The organism is Kitasatospora sp. NPDC057940, from assembly GCF_042887425.1.
In the GTDB taxonomy this organism is placed as follows: domain Bacteria; phylum Actinomycetota; class Actinomycetes; order Streptomycetales; family Streptomycetaceae; genus Kitasatospora.
Genome location: NZ_JBHVPH010000003.1, coordinates 482,385 through 502,561 on the forward strand (window position 1 = coordinate 482,385; position 20,177 = coordinate 502,561).

Annotated in this window: 12 protein-coding genes, 2 pseudogenes and 2 CRISPR repeat arrays; of the genes and pseudogenes, 4 read left to right on the forward strand and 10 right to left on the reverse strand. The window is 70.9% G+C overall.

Annotated elements, in window-relative coordinates; all coding sequences use genetic code 11:
• Nucleotides 1-2: 2 nt before the first annotated feature.
• From cas6e to ACFVTF_RS07990, 7 genes are all read right to left on the reverse strand, one after another.
• Nucleotides 3-779 (reverse strand): type I-E CRISPR-associated protein Cas6/Cse3/CasE, encoded by a 777-nt coding sequence (gene cas6e, locus ACFVTF_RS07960; protein WP_387810626.1) that lies wholly within the window; start codon nucleotides 777-779, stop codon nucleotides 3-5.
• 4 nt (nucleotides 780-783) lie between these two features.
• Nucleotides 784-1,680, reverse strand: coding sequence for a type I-E CRISPR-associated protein Cas5/CasD (gene cas5e / locus ACFVTF_RS07965; RefSeq protein ID WP_387810629.1), 897 nt, complete (start codon nucleotides 1,678-1,680; stop codon nucleotides 784-786).
• Complete coding sequence (gene cas7e, locus ACFVTF_RS07970; RefSeq protein WP_387810632.1) at nucleotides 1,680-2,825, reverse strand: type I-E CRISPR-associated protein Cas7/Cse4/CasC; 1,146 nt, start codon at nucleotides 2,823-2,825, stop codon at nucleotides 1,680-1,682. Before cas7e ends, cas5e begins: the two co-directional genes overlap by 1 nt.
• A 41-nt stretch (nucleotides 2,826-2,866) precedes the next feature.
• Nucleotides 2,867-3,529, reverse strand: a complete 663-nt coding sequence (gene casB / locus ACFVTF_RS07975) for a type I-E CRISPR-associated protein Cse2/CasB (RefSeq protein WP_387810635.1) — start codon at nucleotides 3,527-3,529, stop codon at nucleotides 2,867-2,869.
• On the reverse strand, nucleotides 3,519-5,237 hold the full coding sequence (casA, locus tag ACFVTF_RS07980) for a type I-E CRISPR-associated protein Cse1/CasA (RefSeq protein ID WP_387810637.1): 1,719 nt from the start codon (nucleotides 5,235-5,237) through the stop codon (nucleotides 3,519-3,521). The genes casB and casA overlap by 11 nt, the downstream gene beginning before the upstream one ends.
• 210 nt (nucleotides 5,238-5,447) lie before the next feature.
• On the reverse strand, nucleotides 5,448-8,438 hold the full coding sequence (gene cas3, locus ACFVTF_RS07985; RefSeq protein ID WP_387810640.1) for a CRISPR-associated helicase Cas3': 2,991 nt from the start codon (nucleotides 8,436-8,438) through the stop codon (nucleotides 5,448-5,450).
• Between the two features lie 83 nt (nucleotides 8,439-8,521).
• Nucleotides 8,522-9,221: a CRISPR direct-repeat array (repeat unit 28 nt; unit sequence CTCGGCCCCGCGCTCGCGGGGGTTGCTC).
• A 10-nt stretch (nucleotides 9,222-9,231) separates the two neighbouring features.
• On the reverse strand, nucleotides 9,232-9,432 hold the full coding sequence (locus ACFVTF_RS07990) for a transposase (protein ID WP_387810642.1): 201 nt from the start codon (nucleotides 9,430-9,432) through the stop codon (nucleotides 9,232-9,234).
• Between the two features lie 1,226 nt (nucleotides 9,433-10,658).
• Here ACFVTF_RS07990 and ACFVTF_RS07995 point away from each other — a divergent pair.
• Nucleotides 10,659-10,856, forward strand: coding sequence for a hypothetical protein (locus ACFVTF_RS07995; RefSeq protein ID WP_387810645.1), 198 nt, complete (start codon nucleotides 10,659-10,661; stop codon nucleotides 10,854-10,856).
• Between the two features lie 7 nt (nucleotides 10,857-10,863).
• On the opposite strand, the pseudogene cutA reads toward ACFVTF_RS07995, so the two are convergent.
• Nucleotides 10,864-11,186: pseudogene (gene cutA, locus ACFVTF_RS08000) on the reverse strand (divalent-cation tolerance protein CutA).
• A gap of 289 nt (nucleotides 11,187-11,475) precedes the next feature.
• A CRISPR array of direct repeats spans nucleotides 11,476-13,699; the repeat unit is 28 nt; unit sequence ATCGGCCCCGCGCTCGCGGGGGTTGCCC.
• Nucleotides 13,700-14,771: 1,072 nt separating this feature from the next.
• Nucleotides 14,772-16,046, reverse strand: coding sequence for a helix-turn-helix domain-containing protein (locus ACFVTF_RS08005; protein WP_387810648.1), 1,275 nt, complete (start codon nucleotides 16,044-16,046; stop codon nucleotides 14,772-14,774).
• 221 nt (nucleotides 16,047-16,267) lie between these two features.
• Here ACFVTF_RS08005 and ACFVTF_RS08010 point away from each other — a divergent pair, with 221 nt between their 5' ends.
• Both ACFVTF_RS08010 and ACFVTF_RS08015 read left to right on the forward strand, forming a co-directional pair.
• Nucleotides 16,268-16,798 (forward strand): ATP-binding protein, encoded by a 531-nt coding sequence (locus ACFVTF_RS08010; protein WP_387810651.1) that lies wholly within the window; start codon nucleotides 16,268-16,270, stop codon nucleotides 16,796-16,798.
• Between the two features lie 34 nt (nucleotides 16,799-16,832).
• A complete protein-coding gene (locus ACFVTF_RS08015) occupies nucleotides 16,833-17,804 on the forward strand; it encodes a hypothetical protein (protein ID WP_387810654.1) in 972 nt (323 codons plus the stop codon).
• On the opposite strand, the gene hemC (ACFVTF_RS08020) is transcribed toward ACFVTF_RS08015, so the two are convergent.
• Entirely contained in the window at nucleotides 17,765-18,727 is a 963-nt protein-coding gene (gene hemC / locus ACFVTF_RS08020) for a hydroxymethylbilane synthase (RefSeq protein WP_387810656.1), read from the reverse strand. The genes ACFVTF_RS08015 and hemC (ACFVTF_RS08020) overlap by 40 nt on opposite strands.
• A gap of 101 nt (nucleotides 18,728-18,828) precedes the next feature.
• On the opposite strand from hemC (ACFVTF_RS08020), the pseudogene hemC (ACFVTF_RS08025) reads away from it, so the two are divergent.
• Nucleotides 18,829-19,768 (forward strand): annotated as a pseudogene (gene hemC, locus ACFVTF_RS08025) (hydroxymethylbilane synthase).
• Nucleotides 19,769-20,177: the final 409 nt, after the last annotated feature.

A 20,177-nucleotide genomic window follows, 5' to 3' on the forward strand; every position in this document is an offset into this window, starting at 1 on the left:
GGTCAGTGGTGTCCGGTCGGCAGCGGGGCGAGGGTGAGCAGGCCGCAGCCGTAGGCCTTGGAGGGGCCGATGCCGCCGAGGAGGGCGGCTTGGAGGAGCCCTGGGTCGGTGATGCGCAGCCGGCCTTCGAAAGTGGCGGTGGTGAGGGTGACCGGGCTGCGGGTGCCGGGCTTGGTGAAGGTGCTGCGGGTGCGGTCGGTGATCCGGGCCTCCCGTGCGGGCTGCTGCGCCTCTGCGGGGGTGTCCGGGGCTGCTGGTTCGAGGCCCGGGGCTGCCCTGTCGGTGCGCGCCTCGGGAATGGTGAAGCCCCAGCGCTGGGTGCGTTCGAGGAACCAGGTGAGCTGCTGGGCGGCGGTGCGGTGGGCCATCCGGTAGGAGCGGTGGTGGAGTTCGGCGGCGGTCTTGGTGCGGTGCGGGCTCGCTTTGACGGGCTTGGAGGTGTTCTGGACGGGGCTGGCCTTGAGGCGGAACGCGAATTCGCGGCCGACGGCGAGCTGGGCGAGCAGCGGGCCGTAGTCGCGGACCGCGTAGTGCTCTCCTTCGGCGTCCGGCCAGCCCGCCTGTTCGACGATGTGGGTCCAGTCGGGCTTGGAGGGGGTGAGGACCAGCAGCGTGGGGCGGCGCGGGTGGTCGGCGTCGAGGCGCCAGAGGACCCGGTCGCCGGCGGCGGGGTCGGGGATGCCTGCCGTGACGGCGCCGTGCAGGGCGCGGGGGTTGGCGAGCAGGGTGCGGCTGGCGGCGCGCAGGGGGTTGATGCGGACGCGGGAGAGGTAGGTCATCTGGTCACCAGCCCAGCAGGGCGAACGGGTCGTGGCCGCCGGCCGCAGTGGCCGGTTGGACGGTCTCGGTGGGCGCGGCGGACGGGGCGAACGGGCCGGACGGGGCGAGGCCGGTGGGGACGTTGAGCCAGTCGTGGCGGATCCGCCGGGTGGTGAAGCCGCGGTCGCGGGGCGCGAAGGAGCGCGGGACGTCCTGCAAGGTGTCGTCACCGGCCGGGTCGTCGAAGGTTGCGGCCAGGTCGATCCGGTGCGGCGAGAACGGGTCCGGACCGCGTTCGGCCCGTCGGCGGTAGGCGGCCTGGACGGCGGTGCCCGCCTGCCAGGGCTCGTCCGCCAGCACGTCCTCCAGGGCTCCGGCGCGCACGGCACCGAGGGCGAGCGGCTGGGTGGGGACGCAGGAGCGCCGGCCGAGCGCGAGTGGGAAGGCGGGGCGGCGGATCGCCTCGGCGAGCGTCGCGACGAGGCCGGCCGGGCCCTGGACGGCGGCGACGAACACCGCGTCCTGGAGGTAGTAGCGGTGGGTGACGTGGGTGTCCTTGGCCGGGGAGGTCGGCTTCTGCAGGCCCTTGGCGTTGACGCCGCTCTGGGGCAGCGGGCGGCCCCGGTAGTCGCTGACGGTGTGGTAGTCGCGCAGCAGCGTGCCGGGCTGGTCGATGCGCACGCCCAGGCGCAGGCCGACCAGGCCGGTGATGTCCGCCTCGCGGGGAAGTCCGGCGGCGGCGGCGAGCAGGCCGACGACTCCGGACTTGGTCGGCTGGGGCGGGGTGTCTCGGCGGTTGAAGGCACTGCGGTCGCCCCAGGACTGGAGCGGCCCGGCCAGGCGCAGGACGAGGACCGCCTGGTCCTCCTCCTGCTCCGCGGCCGGTGCGGGGGTGGTGGTGAGGCTCGGGTCGGCGGGCATCAGTTGTCGTTCACCCGCTCGGTGAGGGCGGTGCGCAGGCCGTCGCGCAGCTCGGCGAAGGTGCGGTTCGCGCCGAAGGCCTCCGCCAGCTGCTGCGCGGGCTCGTCGGCGCCGGTGTCCGCGCCGAGGGTGTGGCAGATGCCGACGTACAGCGGGCTGTCTCCCCACTGCTCGGTGGCGGTGGCGAACTCCTTGGCGAGGCGGCGCGCGGACTCGGCGACGATGCCCCGGCTCGCCGGGACGGGGTTCTCGTACGCGGACACGAGGTTCACGGGCTGGTCGGCGCGGACCACGACGGCCACCAGGCTGGGGCGGGTGCGGTGCGCGAAGGAGTTGCCGTAGCCGGTGGGCATGGAACGGGCGAAGGAGTCGACGAACAGGTCGACAGCGTCTACGGCGGCCTTGTCGTCGCCGAGGTTGCCGCGCAGCTGGTGCAGACCCACGGTCGCGTAGCGGTAGAGGGTGGCGGAGTTGAAGCCGATGGTGCCGATCATGCCGGCACCGGTCTCGTCGGCGGTGTTCTCGTCGTCGACGGCCGTGTAGTAGTCGAATTCCAGTTCGGCGGCGTGGGTGGAGATCGCGTGCGCCACCTGGGTGGCGGCGTCGACGTTCAGGCCGGGGATGTCGGCGACCATCCGGCCGAAGAGCGCGACGTCGGCCGGGTGGCCGCTCTGCAGCTGCTCCTTGACCGGCAGGGCCTTGACGGCCTCGTCGAGGGCCTTGGCGTCGAGGGCGGCGAGGTCGGCGGCGGTGTCGGCGACCAGGTCGACGATGCCGTCCAGCTGGCGGCGCCCGTAGAAGAGCAGATAAGCGGTGTCGCCCTCTTTCTTGCCGGCGGAGATCCCGGTCGACTTGATCAGGGCGTCGGCGATCCGCTGCGCATCCTCGGCCTCGACGCCGGTGCGCTCGGCGATGCCCTTGGCGAGCTGGGCGGCGATCCGCTTGGTGCGGGTGGCGAGGTCCTGCCGGTCGCGGCTCTCGGCGAAGTGGATGCGGGTGGCACGCTTCCAGGCCTGGGAGGAGACGCGCGAGCGGCGCTTGCCGCCGAAGTACGCCTCCTTGGGGTTGCCGTTGTCGTCCCGGTTGAGGTTGGCCGGCGGGACGGTCTGCAGGATGTGGACGTCGATGTAGAGGCGGGCGGTCATGCGCTTCTCCTCGGGGGTGGTGGTCCGGATGTGTCGGGCACTCAGTCGGCGGGCGTCTTGTCCTTCCACGCCTGGTAGCCGATCGCCCACTTGAGGCGGACCTGCGGGCGCCGGTCGGTGCTGTGCCAGGCCTGGATGTCGGCCATCAGGTGGCCGTAGTCCAACGGCTGCGTGATGGAACGCAGTTGGGTGATCAGCCCCCGCAGGTGGACCAGCAGCGCGGACACGCTGGTGGCGCCCGCGAGTTGCGCGACCCGGGTGTCGAGCGCCTCCTCGCTGACCTTGCCGCTCCGGCGCAGCACTCGCAGCGCCTCCCCAAGCTTGACGCCACGGCGGTGCATCGGCTTGGACTGGCTCTGCTGGTGGAGGCCGTAGAGGGCCAGCGCGGCGTGCTCGGCCTTCTGCTCGTCGGAGACCTCGTCGCGCAACGCGAGGACGTCGTTGACCTCGCAGCTGTAGAGCGGCCACATCTTGGGGCTGTCCATGACGGGGCGCCCGAGGCCGGAGCGCAGGGCCGCCAGGTCCTCGCCGGGCGGCCGGCGTGGTTGCTTGGTGCGGGGGTCGTACCGCCAGTTGTGGTCGGGGCCGGTGAACTCGTCCCAGTACCGGTGCCGTCGGGCGGCGGTGGTGGTGCGCTCGGCAGCGTCGGCGCGCTCAGCGGGGGTGGCGTGCTCAGCGGCGGCGCCGGTGTGCTCAGTCGTCAAAGTCCGCTCCGGGGTCGTGGTCGAGGGCGGGGCCGGTCTCGGCCGCCCGGGCGGCGGCCGCTTCCCGTACGGCGTCGGCGTACCGGGGAAGGATCTCGTCGAGTCGGCTCCGGAAGTTGGCGCCCGCGGTGCCGAGCCTGTAGGTCTGCGTCTTGCCCGCCTTGCCGCCCTGGCTGATCGTGCGGCCGCCGAAGGTGGTGGCGGGTGCGGCCAGCAGGAGCGTGTTCGCCGCGTCCCACGCCTGGCGGTGGGCGAGTTGTTCCCACGCGAGCCGGCCCCGCTCCAGGGCCTCGTCGTCTGCGCCGGCGGTGCGAACGCCGGCGAGCAGGCGACGCACCAGGGGGTCGAGGGTGTGCAGGAGGAGTTCGCCCGGTCGCTGGCCCTTGTCCCAGGGAATGGGGTCCGTTCCGGCAGCCCGGCGCAGGTCGGCGGAGAGGTTGCTGACGGCCTGGGCGAGCCGTTCCGCCTGCTCGGCGACGTCCAGGAGCAGCAGTTGGGCTTCGCTGTCCTGCTGGAGGGCGAGCAGCGGCAGGGGGATGGCGTCGTGGATGACGTCCTCGACGATCGCGGACTGGGTGCCGTAGACCATGCCGAAGGTCTCGACCTGCAGCGGATAGTCGACGGGGAGTAGGCCGTCTTCTTGCAGGGCGCTGATCTGGTCGAGCAGGACGCTGGTCTCGAAGCCGCCGTCGGGGCCCTGGCGGGTAGGCGTGAGAAGGGCCTCCAGGCCGCGCCAGGCGGCCTTGCCCTGGGTGTGGCGGCGCGGCCTGCGCTCCGGCAGGGCGGAGGCGGACTTCTTCGCGGGGGCGGTGAAGGTCCAGGCGGTGTGCGGCTCCTGCTCGGGCATGGGCGTCAGCCGGTCCCCCGCGCTGATGACGACCCGGGCCACCTTCAGCTGCCCGGACTCGTCCTGGTGCGGGATGAGGCGGATCCGCCGGGCCTGCCAGGTCCACAGGTCGAGGAGGCCTTCGGCCGCGCGGGGCTGCCAGGCGGGGCCGTGCGGGGCCCGTTTCCACTGCGGGAGGCCGAGGGTGTCGGGCGGGGTGAGCGGAAGGTTCAACAGGAGGGTCTCGTACAGGGTGCGCCCGGTGGGGACGATGACGCCGAGCTGGCCGAGCGGACCGGTGGGGTTCCCGGTCGTCTTGCCCGCCTTGACCTGGTCGTCGTCGACGACGCCGGTCTTGATCGCCGCGGTGTCCCAGCAGTGGGCGTGCACGAGCCAGTGGGCGGCCTGGGCTGGCGTCAGGTCGAGCGGATCCGCGTCGGTACGGGTGCCGAACAGCGGGACGTTGTTGCCGCTCGCCGCGGTCGCCACCAGGGCGGCGGAGCCCTTCGTCTCGTCCTTGGCGGTGCGCAGCCCGGCGACCTGCCCGAACGGGGCGGCGGGGTCGAAGAGCTCGAACTTCGCCCGGTGATCGGCGAGGTAGGTCTCCAGACTGCCCAGCTCGTCCTCCGTGAACCCGCCGCCCTCCCGGGTGAGCCGCTCGCCTTTCTCCCCGGGGTTCTGGGGCGCGCCGGTGGCGTCGGCGACGACGGGCAGCAGGACCTGACGCAGGACGGCCGGGAGCTGCGTGGAGAACTCGACGACAAGGCCCTCGAACTCGTGGGCCCGGGCCAGGGCCTCGGCGATCCCCACCTGCACGGGAGGCCCGCCACCGACGGGTCGTACCGTCAGCCACGGTTCGTCGACAAGGTTGTACCCAGGCACGCGCTGATCTCCCAACTAGCCATGTTTAGCTTGTTGCTGGTTCATCGTGGCACCGGCGGATGCCTGTTGTGGGGTGAATGCTTGAATTGCCCCCGGCCCCGCCTGCTTGGGTGCGCGGGGATGGCCCGTGGCCGTGTTTTCCGGCCCAGGCAGGCCGCAAGTCGGCCCCGCGGTCGCGGGGTTGAGGGGGTGGGTCGACTTCTGTCCGACTCACCCCCTCACCTTTATCGCTACTGGGGCGCGCTGGGGCCCTCCGCTCACCACGAGGCCGAGCAGGTCGTCGTAGCGCAGCCGGAAGTCACCGAGGTCTGCGGCACCGTGCTCGTCGAGTTCGAGGGCCAGGCTGTATCGCAGCCATGGATGGTCGCGCCAGCCCGACAGCGGACCGAGCGCCTGCTCGGCCACGTTTGTCAGTTTGGTGGGCAGGCGCACCGTCCCGGAGAGCACGTCGTCCACCATCTCGGCCGCGACCGTCCCGTTGGGGCCGAGCTTGCGTCCTGTCATCGCGTGGAAGTCCTCCCCGGTGCGGCGCACCAACACGACCTCCACGCTCCGGTCCCCGTCCCGGACGAGTGCCTCGAACTGCCCCTCTCCCAGCGTGCCGTGGGCGCCGTAGTGCAGACCGGCCAGAGTCTGCGATCCGTGCTCCCCGGAGCGGGTCAGGACGTACTGGGCGGCCTCATCGCGGCGTTTGGCCTGTCGCTTCTCCCAGTCCTGCCGGGCCTGCGCCTCGGCCTCGCCCCACTCCACCGGCACGACGGGATCGGTGCCGTAGACCCGGGCGACCAGCTCCGGCACCTGGCCGGGGATGCTCCACGCGCCTGCGTCGGCCTTCGCCGTCCGCTCGACCTCGGCGGCCGTGCGCAGCAGGAGGTAGCGGCCGTAGATCCCTTCGGAGTCGCGCAGGATCTGCGGCGCGCCGTCAGCGTCGAGGTGCACGCCGGTGATGGCCACGGTGGGCCGGGACAGCCGGCGGGGGCGCTGCACGCCGCCGTGGCGGTGGAGGCGTCCGATGCGCTGGAGGAGCAGGTCCATCGGAGCGAGGTCGGTGATCAGCAGATCGGCGTCGACGTCGAAGGACTGCTCGGCGAGCTGGGTCGCGACGACGATCAGTCTGCCGGGACGTCCGGACCCCTCGGTCGGCGGTCCGAGGAGCTTCAGCACCTCCTGCGTACGGTCCGCCCGGTGGCCGGCGTGCAGGCGCCCGTGCAGGAGCCGGACATCGGCGCCGAACTCCTTCTGGAGGGCCTCGAACGTCGACTGGGCGCGGGCCACGGTGTTCCGGATGACCAGGACGCACCCGCCGTCGACCAGCCGCTCCCTCAGATAGTCGACCACGGCGTCATCCTGCGCGACTTGGGCGTCGGCCCGCGTCGGAGGCTCGTCGAGCACCTCGACCCGCACCTGAAGGTCCTCACGCCAGGATGCGGTGCTCTCCACCAGCGACTCCGGCCGCCCGTCCGGCCCCGCCCAGGCCGCCGTGACGCTCGGATAGCCCTCCGGCTCGGGAAGCTCCAGGGCCGCCGAGGCCTTCGCCGACCGCGTACCGGCCAGGTAAGCGGCGACCAGGCGGCGCCGCTGCTCCGGCGGCAGCGTCGCCGAGAGCAGCACCACCGGCACACCGGCCTGCCCGAGCCACCACAGACCCTCCAGCAGGAACTGCGACATGTAGACATCGGCGGCGTGGACCTCGTCGAGGATCACGACCTTGCCCACCAGCCCGGCCATCCGCAGCATCACGTGCTTGGTACGGGTCGCGGCGTACAGGAGCTGATCGATGGTGCCGACCGCGAACGGGCTCAGCAACCCTCGGCGACGGCCGAGAAACCACTCGGCGGGGGCTCTGCGCTCCCCGTCCGCGCAACCGTCGAAGCAGTCGGTCTGCATGCCGAACTCGTCTTCCCCCACCGACGAGAAGCGGTCGTCGGCGTCCTGCCCCCACTCCCCCGCGCCCTCCAGCAGGCCTCGCCACTCCTTGTTGAACATCCGCTTGCCGTGCAGCAGCGCGACCTGGCCCTCCAGCCCATCGCCGACCTCGCGCAGCCATGACCGGACCTGGGTGAACATCGGGTCCGCCGTCGCCTGGGTCGGCATGCCCAGGAACGCCCCGTCCGCACCGTGACGCGCTGCCATCAGCTCGGCCGCCGCCAGCGCCGCCTTCGTCTTCCCCTCCCCCATCGGCGCCTCGACGATCACCAGACCGGGCCCGCCCATCCGGCGCACCACGTCGAGGACCAACTCCTGCGAAGGCCTGGTCCCGTGGCCGAACCGGTCCCGGAACGTCTCCGGACCGGGCGCCGCCAACGCTCCCCATCCACTGCGCAGTTCGAGCCTCGACCACGCCGTCGCAGCCCGCTGCCGCGCCTGAGGCATCGACACCTTCGCCAGGTCGGACACACCCGTGAAGTGCCGCTCGTCGCTGGCGATCCAGTCCGCCATCACCACGAAGCCGGACAGCTGAAGCTGCGCCGCACGGCTCGGCACCAGCACCGGCTCCACCGCGGCCAGCGGCGACTCCCCCTCATAGCCGAGCTCCCGCGAGAACACCTCCACCAGCGCCGACTGCGCGAGCTTCCAGGGCCGGCTACCGCCCTGCAGCTTTTCGTTCTTCTTCGGCGGACTCAGCTGCCCCAGCGTCGGGATCAGCCCGTGGTGGCCGGCGACCAGCGGCCAGACCCAACCGACCTGTTCCTGCGACCACTTCGCGTCAGTGAGCAGCGCCCTCAGCACCCGGCCACCGGCTTTGTCATGCCGCCAAGACGAGCCCTTCACGGCGTACTTGTCCCAGGTGAGCCCCGCTTGACGGACCGCGGCCTCGCCGGCGGCGTCGAGATGCTGAAACGCCGGGGTGGCCTTGCCGCAGTCATGAATCCCGCACAACCAGGCGAACAGACGCCGCCCCTTACCCGCGCCCCCCGCCAGAGCATCCAGACGCCACCGCGTCACCGGCGGCAGGTAGCGGTCCCAGACGATCTCTGCCACCGCCGCAGTGTCCAGCATGTGCGACAGCAGAAGGTTGGCCGTCCCCCCGGCCCGCCCAGCGGACTTGCCCCAGAGCGCACCCAGCCACCCCCTGACCTCGGGCGGGTACCACTGCCAACGGTCCTCAACCATCATCTCAACCTCCACGTGCAGGTACGCTTCGAGAGCGTAGGACACGGCACTGACAACGGCCTCGGAGCAAAGAAATATGACGGTCATACATAAGCTCTCTGTCGGGCTGTCATCCGATCGAACTGAATCAATCAGGCCCCTCGGCCGCTAATCACCGCAGGTCAGAAAGCCTCGGCCCCGCGCTCGCGGGGGTTGCTCCGGGACGGCTCGCCCCCCGGGGTCGCGTAGAACCTCGGCCCCGCGCTCGCGGGGGTTGCTCCTGTCGATCCTCGACCGGGTCATCGCCGGCTATCTCGGCCCCGCGCTCGCGGGGGTTGCTCCGCCCCGCCGCCTTGGAACAGTCACTGGACCAGCTCGGCCCCGCGCTCGCGGGGGTTGCTCCGATGAGCACAGGTGCCCGCCGCTTGTCAGAAACTCGGCCCCGCGCTCGCGGGGGTTGCTCCACCGTCGCCATGGTCGAGTCCGAGGAGACCCTCTCGGCCCCGCGCTCGCGGGGGTTGCTCGGTGTCGGGGTCGAGCTTGGGCCGGTGGTCCTCCTCGGCCCCGCGCTCGCGGGGGTTGCTCCCGCAGAAGGTCCTCTCGCATGCCCTCGTTCAGCTCGGCCCCGCGCTCGCGGGGGTTGCTCCTCGGCGCCCCCACAGGCGTCGAGCGCGTCAGCCTCGGCCCCGCGCTCGCGGGGGTTGCTCCGTGACCGGCCTGCTCGTGCGCCAGCGGATCCGCTCGGCCCCGCGCTCGCGGGGGTTGCTCCCCGTTCCAGAAGAAGCGGCGGGCGCGGGCGGTATCGGCCCCGCGCTCGCGGGGGTTGCTCCGTGGGCGGACGTGTGCCCGCTGGTGGTGGGCCATCGGCCCCACGCTCGCGGGGATTACTGACTTCGGCTTTTCAGGGTGGTAGGTCAAGGGAGAGCCCTGTTCCGTCGAAGAAGCCGTCGAGCACATCGGAACGATATTGGGGGCAGTTGAGTCGGTTACGGATGATTGCGGCAAGCCCGTCGAGGGCGACGCTGGCGAGGTTCGCAAGGCTGCGCTTGGAGTGGGCCCGCAGGCGCTCGACCGCGTTCAGCTCGGTTGTGTAGGCGGGCAAAATGAAATCCGAAGTCAGTAGCGCTTCGCCACAACCAGTGCGCCAAGCGGCGTCAGATCAACCTCAGACTCGCGGAGATTGCCTCCTTGCCATCATCGATCGACCTGTCGCCCCCAGTGGCGCTGGGTCAACTCGGCCTGTGGCTGCAAGTGTGGGCCGGACTGGGAGTTGTCCCTTCCCGGCCCAGGTCGGGCCCCCAAGCCAGTGGTAATCGTAAGTGTGCCTCCGTCAGGGCTCATATCACAGATAGAGGCTGTTCCTGGCTGGGAACGCAAGACCTCTCGAATCATTCGCCGACGCTCCCGCATGACCCAGACGCGCATCCGATCTCGGCGCGCGTCAGCGCTAATTCGCAGGATTCCGGTCGTGTGCAAGGTGGCACACACTGTCCCAAACGCAGCAGCACTTGCCGTAAGGAACGCGGCAAAGCTAGTCAGATTGATCACTGGCGACCTACGGGGAAGAGATCGGACGTTGACAACAAGCGCTCACCACTCTCACTTTGGAGAGGCGGACTCGCTTGACCCTCCAGTACAAGACCTTCTTCGCGGACTCCGCAACGTTCCGATTGTGCCGTTCACCACGCAGAACGGCTTCTGGTCGAGAGCGGCCGAAGTCCCGGCAGCAACCATAGGGGAATAGTTAGGCGTTAGGTGTCATTTCCCACTGGCGCTTGTCAAGCGCGGCGCAGTAGACCACCCGATCGTGGATGGGATGACCTGGTGATCGTGGCGAACCACACAACCACGGCTACAACCACGTATGATTCCGGCGGTTGCGACGCGTAGGCCCCACGCTCGTGGGGATGGCTCCAGTTAGGCGTTGAGGCATCATCTTGGCCCCGCGCTCGCGGGGATGGTCCCATCCTCTACACCCAGGAGTACAGGAGCACGCAGTCGACCCCGCGCCTGCGGGGGTTGCTCCGCTCAGGCCCTGATCGCATGGACCAACCGCACGTCAACCCCATGCTCTCGGGGATGCTCCTGCCTCATCGCCAGCGAAGGGCACGTCACGGCGTGGGTCTCGCGCTCGTGGGGATTGCTCCGAGGTGTTGTCGACGGCGTGTACCGGCATGACGTCGGCCCACTCTCGCGGGAATTGCTCTACACAGGGGCAGTTGGTCGACCCGTCGACGGGGCCGGCCCCGCACTCGCGACGGGGATCGTTCCCCGGCAGGGCTCGGCCACCAAGCACGCTGGCGAGGACGACCGGAAATCAGGGCCACGGTGCTCGGAGACGTCGCGGCCGGCTACCTCACGGCGGACGCCGTCGACCAGGCCGTCGAGATCGGCCGCGCCCTCGCCGCCACGCTCGAAGCCGAGACGACCATGGGTCGAGTACGGCTGTCCGCACTGGCCGACCAGCTCCCGGCATCGTCAGCGGCCCAGGCCTTTCGAGACGAGATCCGGGCCTCCTTGGAGTAACTACCGATCAGCTTCGTGTCTCTGCGGCCACCCAGTCCAGGTAGGCCGCCGATCCAGTGATCACCGGCACCCCGACGACCTCCGGTGTGTCGTAAGAGTGCAGCTCAACGATGCGCGCGGACAGCCGATCAGCCAGGCTCGCCCGGGACTTGAAGTCGATCCGCCACTCGGCGGAGTCCTGCACTGCGCGTCCCACCAGTAGACGGACTGGACGCGGTAGACCTGCGCACACGCGGCCAAGCGGTCACGGATCACCGCCGAGGCGAGCTCACGGGCCTTCGTCTCGTCGTCATGGGTCGTCGTCACCACAACGAAGTCACTGGTCGTCATACCGTGACGGTACCCGGCATCGACCGCCGCCCACACTCTGCCTGGCGGGCCTACCCCACAACGCGCCCAGCCAGCTCCTGACCTCGGGCGGGTACCACTGCCAACGGGTCATCAACCATGCTCTCAACCTCCACGTGCGAGTACGCTTCGAGAGGTAGGCCACAGCATTGACAACCAGCACTGGGGCAACGAGAGATGGCAACAACGCATCGACTGTTCGATTAGGCCTCTACCAATCGAACTGAATCAACCAGGCCCCTCGACCGCTAATCACCGCAGGTCAGGAAGTATCGGCCCCGCGCTCGCGGGGGTTGCCCCACGGTCGATCGGGCCTGCTGGGTGAACCGCGGATCGGCCCCGCGCTCGCGGGGGTTGCCCCCCCCGTACAGAAGAGGCGGCGGAGGCCCGGGCCATCGGCCCCGCGCTCGCGGGGGTTGCCCGACGAGATGCAGCAGGTGCTCATGCCGTCGACCATCGGCCCCGCGCTCGCGGGGGTTGCCCCTAGGACTTGTCCGCCCGATCATGTGACTATCGATCGGCCCCGCGCTCGCGGGGGTTGCCCCGCGCGCCACCACCGAGACCGTCGACCCGGTGGATCGGCCCCGCGCTCGCGGGGTTGCCCTCCGCTCCAGCGAGATCAGGAGACACAGATGTCATCGGCCCCGCGCTCGCGGGGGTTGCCCCCGCCGCAGTCCCCGCGCAGGCCCCGGTGGCCAATCGGCCCCGCGCTCGCGGGGGTTGCCCCGGCTCCGGAGCGGCGGACGCGAAGAAGCAGTAATCGGCCCCGCGCTCGCGGGGGTTGCCCCCGCTACCTCGAAGGTGCCTCCCTCACCGCCCTATCGGCCCCGCGCTCGCGGGGGTTGCCCCGCGATGGGCTGGGTCGGCGGCACGGTCGGGAAATCGGCCCCGCGCTCGCGGGGGTTGCCCCCGGCTGTAGCAGCCGCGCCCGGCTCCGGCCGGATCGGCCCCGCGCTCGCGGGGGTTGCCCCCGGCATGCTCACCATCGCCGCCGCTACCGGATATCGGCCCCGCGCTCGCGGGGGTTGCCCCCTGGGCGCGGTCGCGAGCGAGGCGGCGGTTGAATCGGCCCCGCGCTCGCGGGGGTTGCCCCGAGGACCGGCCGTTCGGCCTGGACCTGGTCGAATCGGCCCCGCGCTCGCGGGGGTTGCCCCCGCAAGCAGCTCGCCGCCGCGTAGGTGTCCGGATCGGCCCCGCGCTCGCGGGGGTTGCCCCCGCCAGCTGCTCAAGCGCCGCAAGGCGGTCGCATCGGCCCCGCGCTCGCGGGGGTTGCCCCGCTCTCGACTTTGGCCCTGCTGGCCAGGCCAAATCGGCCCCGCGCTCGCGGGGGTTGCCCAGATCGTGGACAGCGCCGACATCGTGTTGACGTATCGGCCCCGCGCTCGCGGGGGTTGCCCCCGAGGCGCCGGGTGACCACAAGGTGACCGACGATCGGCCCCGCGCTCGCGGGGGTTGCCCCGTGATGTCGCCACGGTAGAGGAAGAAGTTGACATCGGCCCCGCGCTCGCGGGGGTTGCCCCGGGGCCGGGTACGACGGCGCCACCGTCACAGCATCGGCCCCGCGCTCGCGGGGGTTGCCCCCGAGGGCCACCACCAGGGCCAAGGCGACGAAGATCGGCCCCGCGCTCGCGGGGGTTACCCTCGCCAGCGGCAGGCCAGCATCCAGGACCTCGAATCGGCCCCGCGCTCGCGGGGGTTGCCCGGCCACGGCACGGACGTGCGCTTCATCGGCGCGATCGGCCCCGCGCTCGCGGGGGTTGCCCCGCCTCGCAGTAGGAGCGGACGTCGGCGGTGGAATCGGCCCCGCGCTCGCGGGGGTTGCCCTCACCCGTGCCCACACGTCCGCGGCGTGCGCTCATCGGCCCCGCGCTCGCGGGGGTTGCCCCAGAGCGGGGCCGGTACGCGGGCTGATGAGGTAATCGGCCCCGCGCTCGCGGGGGTTGCCCCGCGACGAGGATGATCACGCCGATCAGGGTCGCATCGGCCCCGCGCTCGCGGGGGTTGCCCCTCGGGCATGCTGGAGTCCTCTGGTCTCTGAGAATCGGCCCCGCGCTCGCGGGGGTTGCCCCTTCGCAGCCTCGGCGGCGAGCTTGTCGTGTTCATCGGCCCCGCGCTCGCGGGGGTTGCCCTGTGGAGGGGGTTGAGAAGCCAGAGAAGGCGGAATCGGCCCCGCGCTCGCAGGGGTTTGCCCCTGGGAAGGATCAGCCCCGAATGCTGCTCCGCGATCGGCCCCGCGCTCGCGGGGGTTGCCCCGACGCCATGGCCGAGGGGGGCGCCGCGGCCGGATCGGCCCCGCGCTCGCGGGGGTTGCCCGATCTGGCTGGCGGCGATCGCTGGCATCGGCATATCGGCCCCGCGCTCGTGGGGGTTGCTCCACATCGGGACCCTTTTCGAACCAATCGACTCAGTCGGCCCCGCGCTCGCGGGGTTGTTCCGCGTCGACGTCGATGCGCTCGCCGTCGGGGGGTCGGCCCCGCGCTCGCGGGGGTTGCTCCGCGGCCTCCCACTCAGACGACCACAGCAGTTCGCGGTGCTCACTCCTTCGCCGGATGATGCTGGCCCAACGAGACGACAAAATAGGCGTGGGCGCGTCAAACTGTTCGCGAATTGAGTCGCTGAATTCAAAAAGTTCCCTGCGGAACTGGGCCTACGAGTCGCCAAAGGAGACCACCGGCCGCGGTCCAGGGCCGTCCCACCTAGCACGCCGAGCCAGCGCTGAGGTTCTCTTTAGGAGAGAACAGCTGGTTCTCCCTCAGTGCCGCCCAGACTGCTGCGGGCACGGGATTTTCCCGAGGGCGGTTGATTTCTTTCAGGACCATCTTCGCGGCTTAGTCTCCCTGGTCGGCCGCAGATCGCAATAACAGCACGGGAGTTAGACGCCTATGGGCGCTAACCACGTCGAGCGCGACCGAGTTCAAGGTCTTCCAGGCTTGGGAAGCCTTCGCTGAGAACGGTTCCGGACCCTCGATCCGCACCAGAGCCAGAGCATTCAGCAGCTCCCGCCAAATTTGCGCGACCTCGTCCAAATCAAATGTCTTCTCAGCGATCTTAAGAACCCTGATCGTCTCCAGCTGCTGTTCCCCCGCAAGGACGAACGTGATCGCGGCTTCTCGTCGCGTGTTGCCGCGCCATTCATCGTGGGCCGCCTGCGAGGCGACCTCGGCAGTCCGGCAGCGCGAGTCTGCCGCAGGCCGACGATCAAGGCAGCGGGCACCCCGAGGATCGCGGCCCCTGATGCTGCAAGCGCTGATATCGCTTCAACTTGCATGCAGTCATGATGACCCGGCTGGCGAGCGGTTGGGCTGAGACCTGCGAACCGGGGGATGCGGAGCGGCTGTTCTTGGGGTCGGCCAGCATCTCTCACACGGTGTGCGGCTGGCGTCCTCTCAGCTGCCGGCCGCAGGTGGTGCATCGGCCTTCGGCCGATGCGGCGGTGCCGCGCCCGTTTCGCTGCGTCTGGCCGAACGGTGGCGCGAGTGTCCTTCCATCGGAGGTGTTGGGCTTCCGGCCGCGCGGGAGCCCCGGTGGGGGCTCCTCCGGCGCCCGCCCCCACCGGATCCGGGTCGGTCAGCTGGCGAGAGCTTCGCCGAGTCGGTCGTGGGCGAGGCCGGCGAGGGTGCGGTGAAGGGCCTCGGCGCGGGACCGGACCAGCCCGTCCCGGAACGCTGCTGGCAGCTGCTGCCAGACCCCAACGGCCATGTCAGCGGCGGCGGCCGGGTCGCCGTCCATGCTCAGGCAGGTCGCGGCGTCCATGGTCAGCAGGGCCCGGGTCATGACGGACGGCGATTTGGTGAGGGCGAGGGCTGCCTCCTGTTCGGCGTTCGCCTCGCGGGTGCGGCCCATCAGCGTGAACGCCTGGGACAGGTGGACGTGGTGCTTCTGGAGCGGGTAGCCGAACCAGGTGTCGGCGGCCTGCGCGGAGTTTAGGTGTTCGGCGATGTTACGGGCGTCCGAGACCGCGCGAAGGGCCCCTCGGTGGTCACCGATGGAGGCCAGGGCGCGCGCGGTGACGGCGGCGGCCAGAGCTGCGGCGGCCGTGGGGGTTCGGCCTGCCTCTCGACGAGCGCAGATAGCCAGGTTCGCGGCAGCGTTCGGGGCGCCGTAGTTCAGCGGGACCATCGCGTGCCGGGCCAGGATCCAGGCCAGCATGTGCCGATCACCGGACTCGCGGGCGGCCTTCTCGGCGGTGGCGAACCAGCCGTGGGAGTCGCGCTGGTCACCCCGGTCGTGCTGGATGATCGCAACCAGTCCGGTGATCCCAGCCGCGGTGCGGGCCAGGTCGGTACGGGTGCCGGCGGGGTGCGGGCGGCTGAGGACGTCTTGCAGGAGACCGAGGTCCTGGCGCATCTGTGTCAGCACGGCCCCGGGCGCCCGACCGTGGTAGCCGCCGCGGTGGCGTTCGAACGCCCCGTCGAGGTAGGCGAGGTCGCCAGCGTCGGAGCCGGACAGTCCGGCGTCGATCCCCTCTCGCGCCTCCGCGATGCCGGGCAGCGCGGCGACACCTGTCGCCAGTGCCGCCGCGCCGAGAAACTGTCGTCGATTCACCGCCGTACCCTCCTCTCCTTCGTCTTCGACCGGCTGCTGGTGGAGCCTGCGCCAGCGCCGCGAGGTGGCCACTGCTCGGGTGACCTCCTCCACCGAGAGCCCGTACCCGTCGGCCAGCAGCTGGTGCCACCTCGGGGTGGGCAGACGTCGCTCGGTCTCCCAGCGCTTCAGGTTCTCCGGGTCGAACCACGTGCCGCCTTGAGCGTCCTGTAAGAGCAGGGCCTGCTCGTCGCGGGTGAGTTCGGCGGTCTCCCGGATCCGCCTCAGCACGGCGCCGATGCCGTCTGGTGCCATCATGCCCGTCCCCCAAGCCTTTGACTGACTGGTGCCCAATCCTGGCCCCCCAAAGCGGCCCCCCGTGCGAGAAATGCACCCCCTGCTGGCACCACCGGCACCACTACGGACTGTAGTTGACTGTGTACCAGCCGAGTAGAGATCGGGCGAGATCAGGCCCTTCCCTCCGCACGGCACCCCCAAGCCCCCAGCTCCGGCCTGACGCCCCGAAGGGTTCCTTCGACATGCGCGTGTGCAACAGCAGCTTCTTCCTGGTCTGCGATCCCGTCTCCGTCCCCATGAGCCGCCAGCGGCTCGGCCGGCTGATCAAACAGTGGGGGGTCCGCACGGACAACGACAGCCGCCTGGCCCTGGACACCGTGATCTCGGAACTCGTCACCAACGCGGTGCGGCACACCAGCGGAGCGATGCTCACCATCGGAGTGCACGCCAACCTCGACCTGCGCCGCCTGATCATCGAGGTCTACGACGGCTCGCGGGCCCTGCCCCGCCACCAGGTCTCGGGCCCGGACGCGGAGGCCGGCCGGGGCATCTTCCTGGTCGAGCGCCTGGCCCTCGCCCACGGGGCCGAGCACACCGTACGCGGCAAGAAGGTCTGGGCCGAGGTGGCCCTGCCCGAGCAGCCGCTCACCCGCCGCCAGCTCCTCGTCCGCCCCCGCAGGGCGGCCCGCGCAGTGGCCCGCCGCCTATCGGGCCACCGCCGCCCGCCGATTCACCCGCCCGCCCTGGCCGCCACCGGCACCGGCACCCGCTGACGCCCTTGCCCACAGCCATGATCGAGAGGACGACATGACCACCACCCAGCACAGCACAGCGATCACGGACCCCGCCCGGTTGCACGGCCGGGCGGCCGTCCGCAGCTTCCTGGAGGGCCCCTCGCTCACGGCGGCCGACCTGTCGATGGTCCTACTGGTCCGCGAGGACAGCGAGGACGCCGACCGGCCGATGCCGACCGTCACGGTCACCGAGATCCCGCAGACGGTGCGTGACCTGGCCTCCCTGGGCGTCCGCTCGGTGAAGGTGTTCGCCAACAGCCTGCATCGCGACGCCGAGGCGTCCGGCGCCGTCGCACCCGACAGCCTGATGGTGCGGGCCATCCACGCCGCAAAGGACGCCGAGCCGGGCATCGCGGTGATGACCGAGAACTGTCTGTGCGGCCACACCGACACCGGCGAATGCCACCTGACCAGCGCTGGCCGGATCGACCTGGACCGCACAGCAGCGATGATCGCCGCCCAGGCCGTCATCCAGGCCGAGGCCGGCGCCGACATCGTGGGACCGGCCGCGATGGTCCGGGGCACCACCTCCTGCGTGCGCCAAGCCCTGGACGAGAACGGCCACCGCGACGTGGCGACCATGCCCCATCTGATCTTCGACTCCGCCCTCTACGAGGGCTACCGGGCCACCATGCGGGCCACCCCGGCCTCCGGTGCCCACCGACCGTTCCAGATCAGCCCGCGCCAACCGGAAACCGCGGTAGACACCGGTCTGGCTTTCGTCGGCGAGGGGGCCGACATGCTGCTGCTGGAACCAGGGATGCTCTCGGTGGATGTGCTCACCGCCCTCAAGCAGAAGACCGCGGCGCCGCTGATGCCGTTCTCCGTCTCCGGCGAGTACACCCGGCTCGCCCCGCTCGATCCGGGCACCGGGCGGCGGGACTTCCGCCCGCTGCTGGAGCTGTTCATGATGCTCAAGCGCTCGGGTGCCGAGCGGATCATCACCTATGCCGCTGCTGACCTCGCGCGGCTGCTGGCCGGCTGAGCGGCCGGGCGGATCTCCGACAGGATCGCCTCGGCGCCCTGGTCCAGGAGAAGGCCGGCCACCTGGATGCCCAGCTTCTCCGGCTCCGAGACGGGGCCGGAGAAGCTGGCCTTGACCTGGTTCGTCCCGTCCAGGGAGGTGACCTGCGCGTGCAGCGACAGCGTGTCGCCGGCGGCCTTCGCGTAGGCGCCGACCGGAACCGAGCACCCGCCGTGCAGTTCGCCGAGCATTGCCCGCTCGGCCCGAACCTCCGCGTCCACTACCAGGTCGCCGGTGTCGGCCAGAATTTCGCGGGCCAGCTCGTTGTCCTCGCGGATCTGGATCCCGAGCGCCCCCTGACCGGGGCTCGGGGGGAACTGGTCAAGCGGCAGCAACTCGCCGATCGCGCCGTCCAAGCCGAGTCGCACCAACCCGGCCGCCGCCAGAACGACGCCGTCGAGGTTCATCGTCTTGAGCTTGTTCAGCCGGGGCGGCACGTTTCCGCGGATCGGCACGAAGACCAGGTCCGGGCGGACGTGCAGCAGCTGGGCGATCCGACGGGCCGCCGACGTGCCGACCCGGCCACCCTGCGGCAGGTCGGCCAGCGTCGAGCCGCACAACGCATCCCGCACGTCCTCACGGCCAGGCGGGGGCAGCAGCACCAGGCCGGGCGGGTTGCTGGTCGGCAGGTCTTTCAACGAGTGGACGATCACGTCCACCTCGCCCCGGACCAGCGCGGCTTCCTGCTCGGTGGAGAACGCGGAGCCGCCCGAGTGGGCCGACACCTGCGACAGGGCCGTCTTCCGGTCCCGGTCACCGCCTTCAAGGATCACCTGGTGCCGGAACTCGACGTCGGGGAAGCGGTCCCGCAACGGCGCCAGGAACTCCCTGACCTGCGCTCGCGCGAGGTGACTGGCCCGCGATCCGACAATCAGCGTCCGCATTCCCGAACTCCCGGCACCTGAAGAGATGTTGACCGCATGCTACTCGAACACGGGCCTACCTTTTTCCGACGGTTTGTCGGAGTCGTGATTGGAGAGATCGAATGCCGTCCACCCGCCGCACGATCCGCATCGGCGCCCGCGCCTCGGCCATGTCGCTAGCCCAGGTTGCAAGCGTCCGGGCCGACCTGGCCGCACTCCACCCCGACGTGACCACCAAGCTGGTGCCGTTCGTCGCGGCCGGCGACCGCGAGCCCGGCGAACAGGCCGAACTGCACGACAAGGGCGCCTTCACCGGCGACATCGAGGAAGCCCTGCTGAGCGGGGTGTGCGACCTCGCGGTGCACTGTATGAAGGACGTAGCAGGCGACCCGCTGGTCACCCCGGGCACCGTCTTCGCGGCCCACCCCAAGCGGGCGAACATCCGTGACGCCCTGATCCACCCGGGCGGCCTCACCCTCGACCAGCTGCCGCCCGGCACCCGGGTCGCCACCTCGGCGGTACGGCGTGTCGCCCAGCTCACCCGCAGCCACCCCCACCTGGACCTGGTGCCGATCAGGGGGACGGCGAACCTGCGGCTGGCGGTCCTGGACGCTGGGGAGGTCGATGCCCTGGTGCTGGCCGCCTCCGGGCTGGAGCGCATCGGTGAACAACACCGGGTCAGCGAGGTCCTGACCGTCGAGCAGATGTGCCCGCCACTGGGGGGCGGCCGTGCTCGGCTTGCAGTGCCGCGAGGATGACGCCGACCTGATCGACCTCCTCACCCCACTCGGCGACCGCGCCACGACGCGGGAAATCACCGCCGAGCGGGCCCTGCTCAACGCCCTGCGCGGGCACTGCAACAGCCCGATCGCCGGGTTCGCCCGCGCCTTCGAGGACGGGCACCTGGGCCTTCGCGCGATGGTCTTCTCCCCGGACGGCGCCACCGTGCTGGAAGCCCGCCAATCAGCCGGCCAGCTCAGCCCGGAAGCGCTCGGCGTGGGGGTCGCCGCCACCTTGATCCGCAACGGCGCCCGCGAGCTGATCGACTCGATCGACCACTGACCTCGCCCCTCGGAGGCGCCGGGGCCCTGCCCGGCGGCCTCCGAGAGGCCGTCACAGGGCCATGCCGCTTGGCTCCCCGAGGGGGGCTACCGCGAGCCGGTCGGCTGTCGCGGTTCTGTTTTCGCATCATCTTCCTTGCCAACAATCCTCAACCATCGTCTTGACCTCCACGCGCGAGTACGCTTCGAGAGCGTAGGCAACGACACTGACAACCAGCCCTGGGGCAAGGAGAGATGGCAGCGACGCATCGGCTGTTCGACGGCGCCTCTACCGATCGAACTGAATCAATCAGGCCCCTCGCCCGCTAATCACCGCAGGTCAGGAAGTATCGGCCCCGCGCTCGCGGGGATTGCTCCCCGTCCGAGAGGAGGGCCCGCCGTGCCCGCCGATCGGCCCCGCGCTCGCGGGG

Coding starts and splice junctions, on each gene's coding strand:
- cas6e (WP_387810626.1), bottom strand. CDS start 779: ATGACCTACCTCTCCCGCGTCCGCATCAACCCCCTGCGCGCCGCCAGC.
- cas5e (WP_387810629.1), bottom strand. CDS start 1,680: ATGCCCGCCGACCCGAGCCTCACCACCACCCCCGCACCGGCCGCGGAG.
- cas7e (WP_387810632.1), bottom strand. CDS start 2,825: ATGACCGCCCGCCTCTACATCGACGTCCACATCCTGCAGACCGTCCCG.
- cas3 (WP_387810640.1), bottom strand. CDS start 8,438: ATGACCGTCATATTTCTTTGCTCCGAGGCCGTTGTCAGTGCCGTGTCC.
- ACFVTF_RS08005 (WP_387810648.1), bottom strand. CDS start 16,046: ATGATGGCACCAGACGGCATCGGCGCCGTGCTGAGGCGGATCCGGGAG.
- ACFVTF_RS08010 (WP_387810651.1), top strand. CDS start 16,268: ATGCGCGTGTGCAACAGCAGCTTCTTCCTGGTCTGCGATCCCGTCTCC.
- ACFVTF_RS08015 (WP_387810654.1), top strand. CDS start 16,833: ATGACCACCACCCAGCACAGCACAGCGATCACGGACCCCGCCCGGTTG.
- hemC (WP_387810656.1), bottom strand. CDS start 18,727: ATGCGGACGCTGATTGTCGGATCGCGGGCCAGTCACCTCGCGCGAGCG.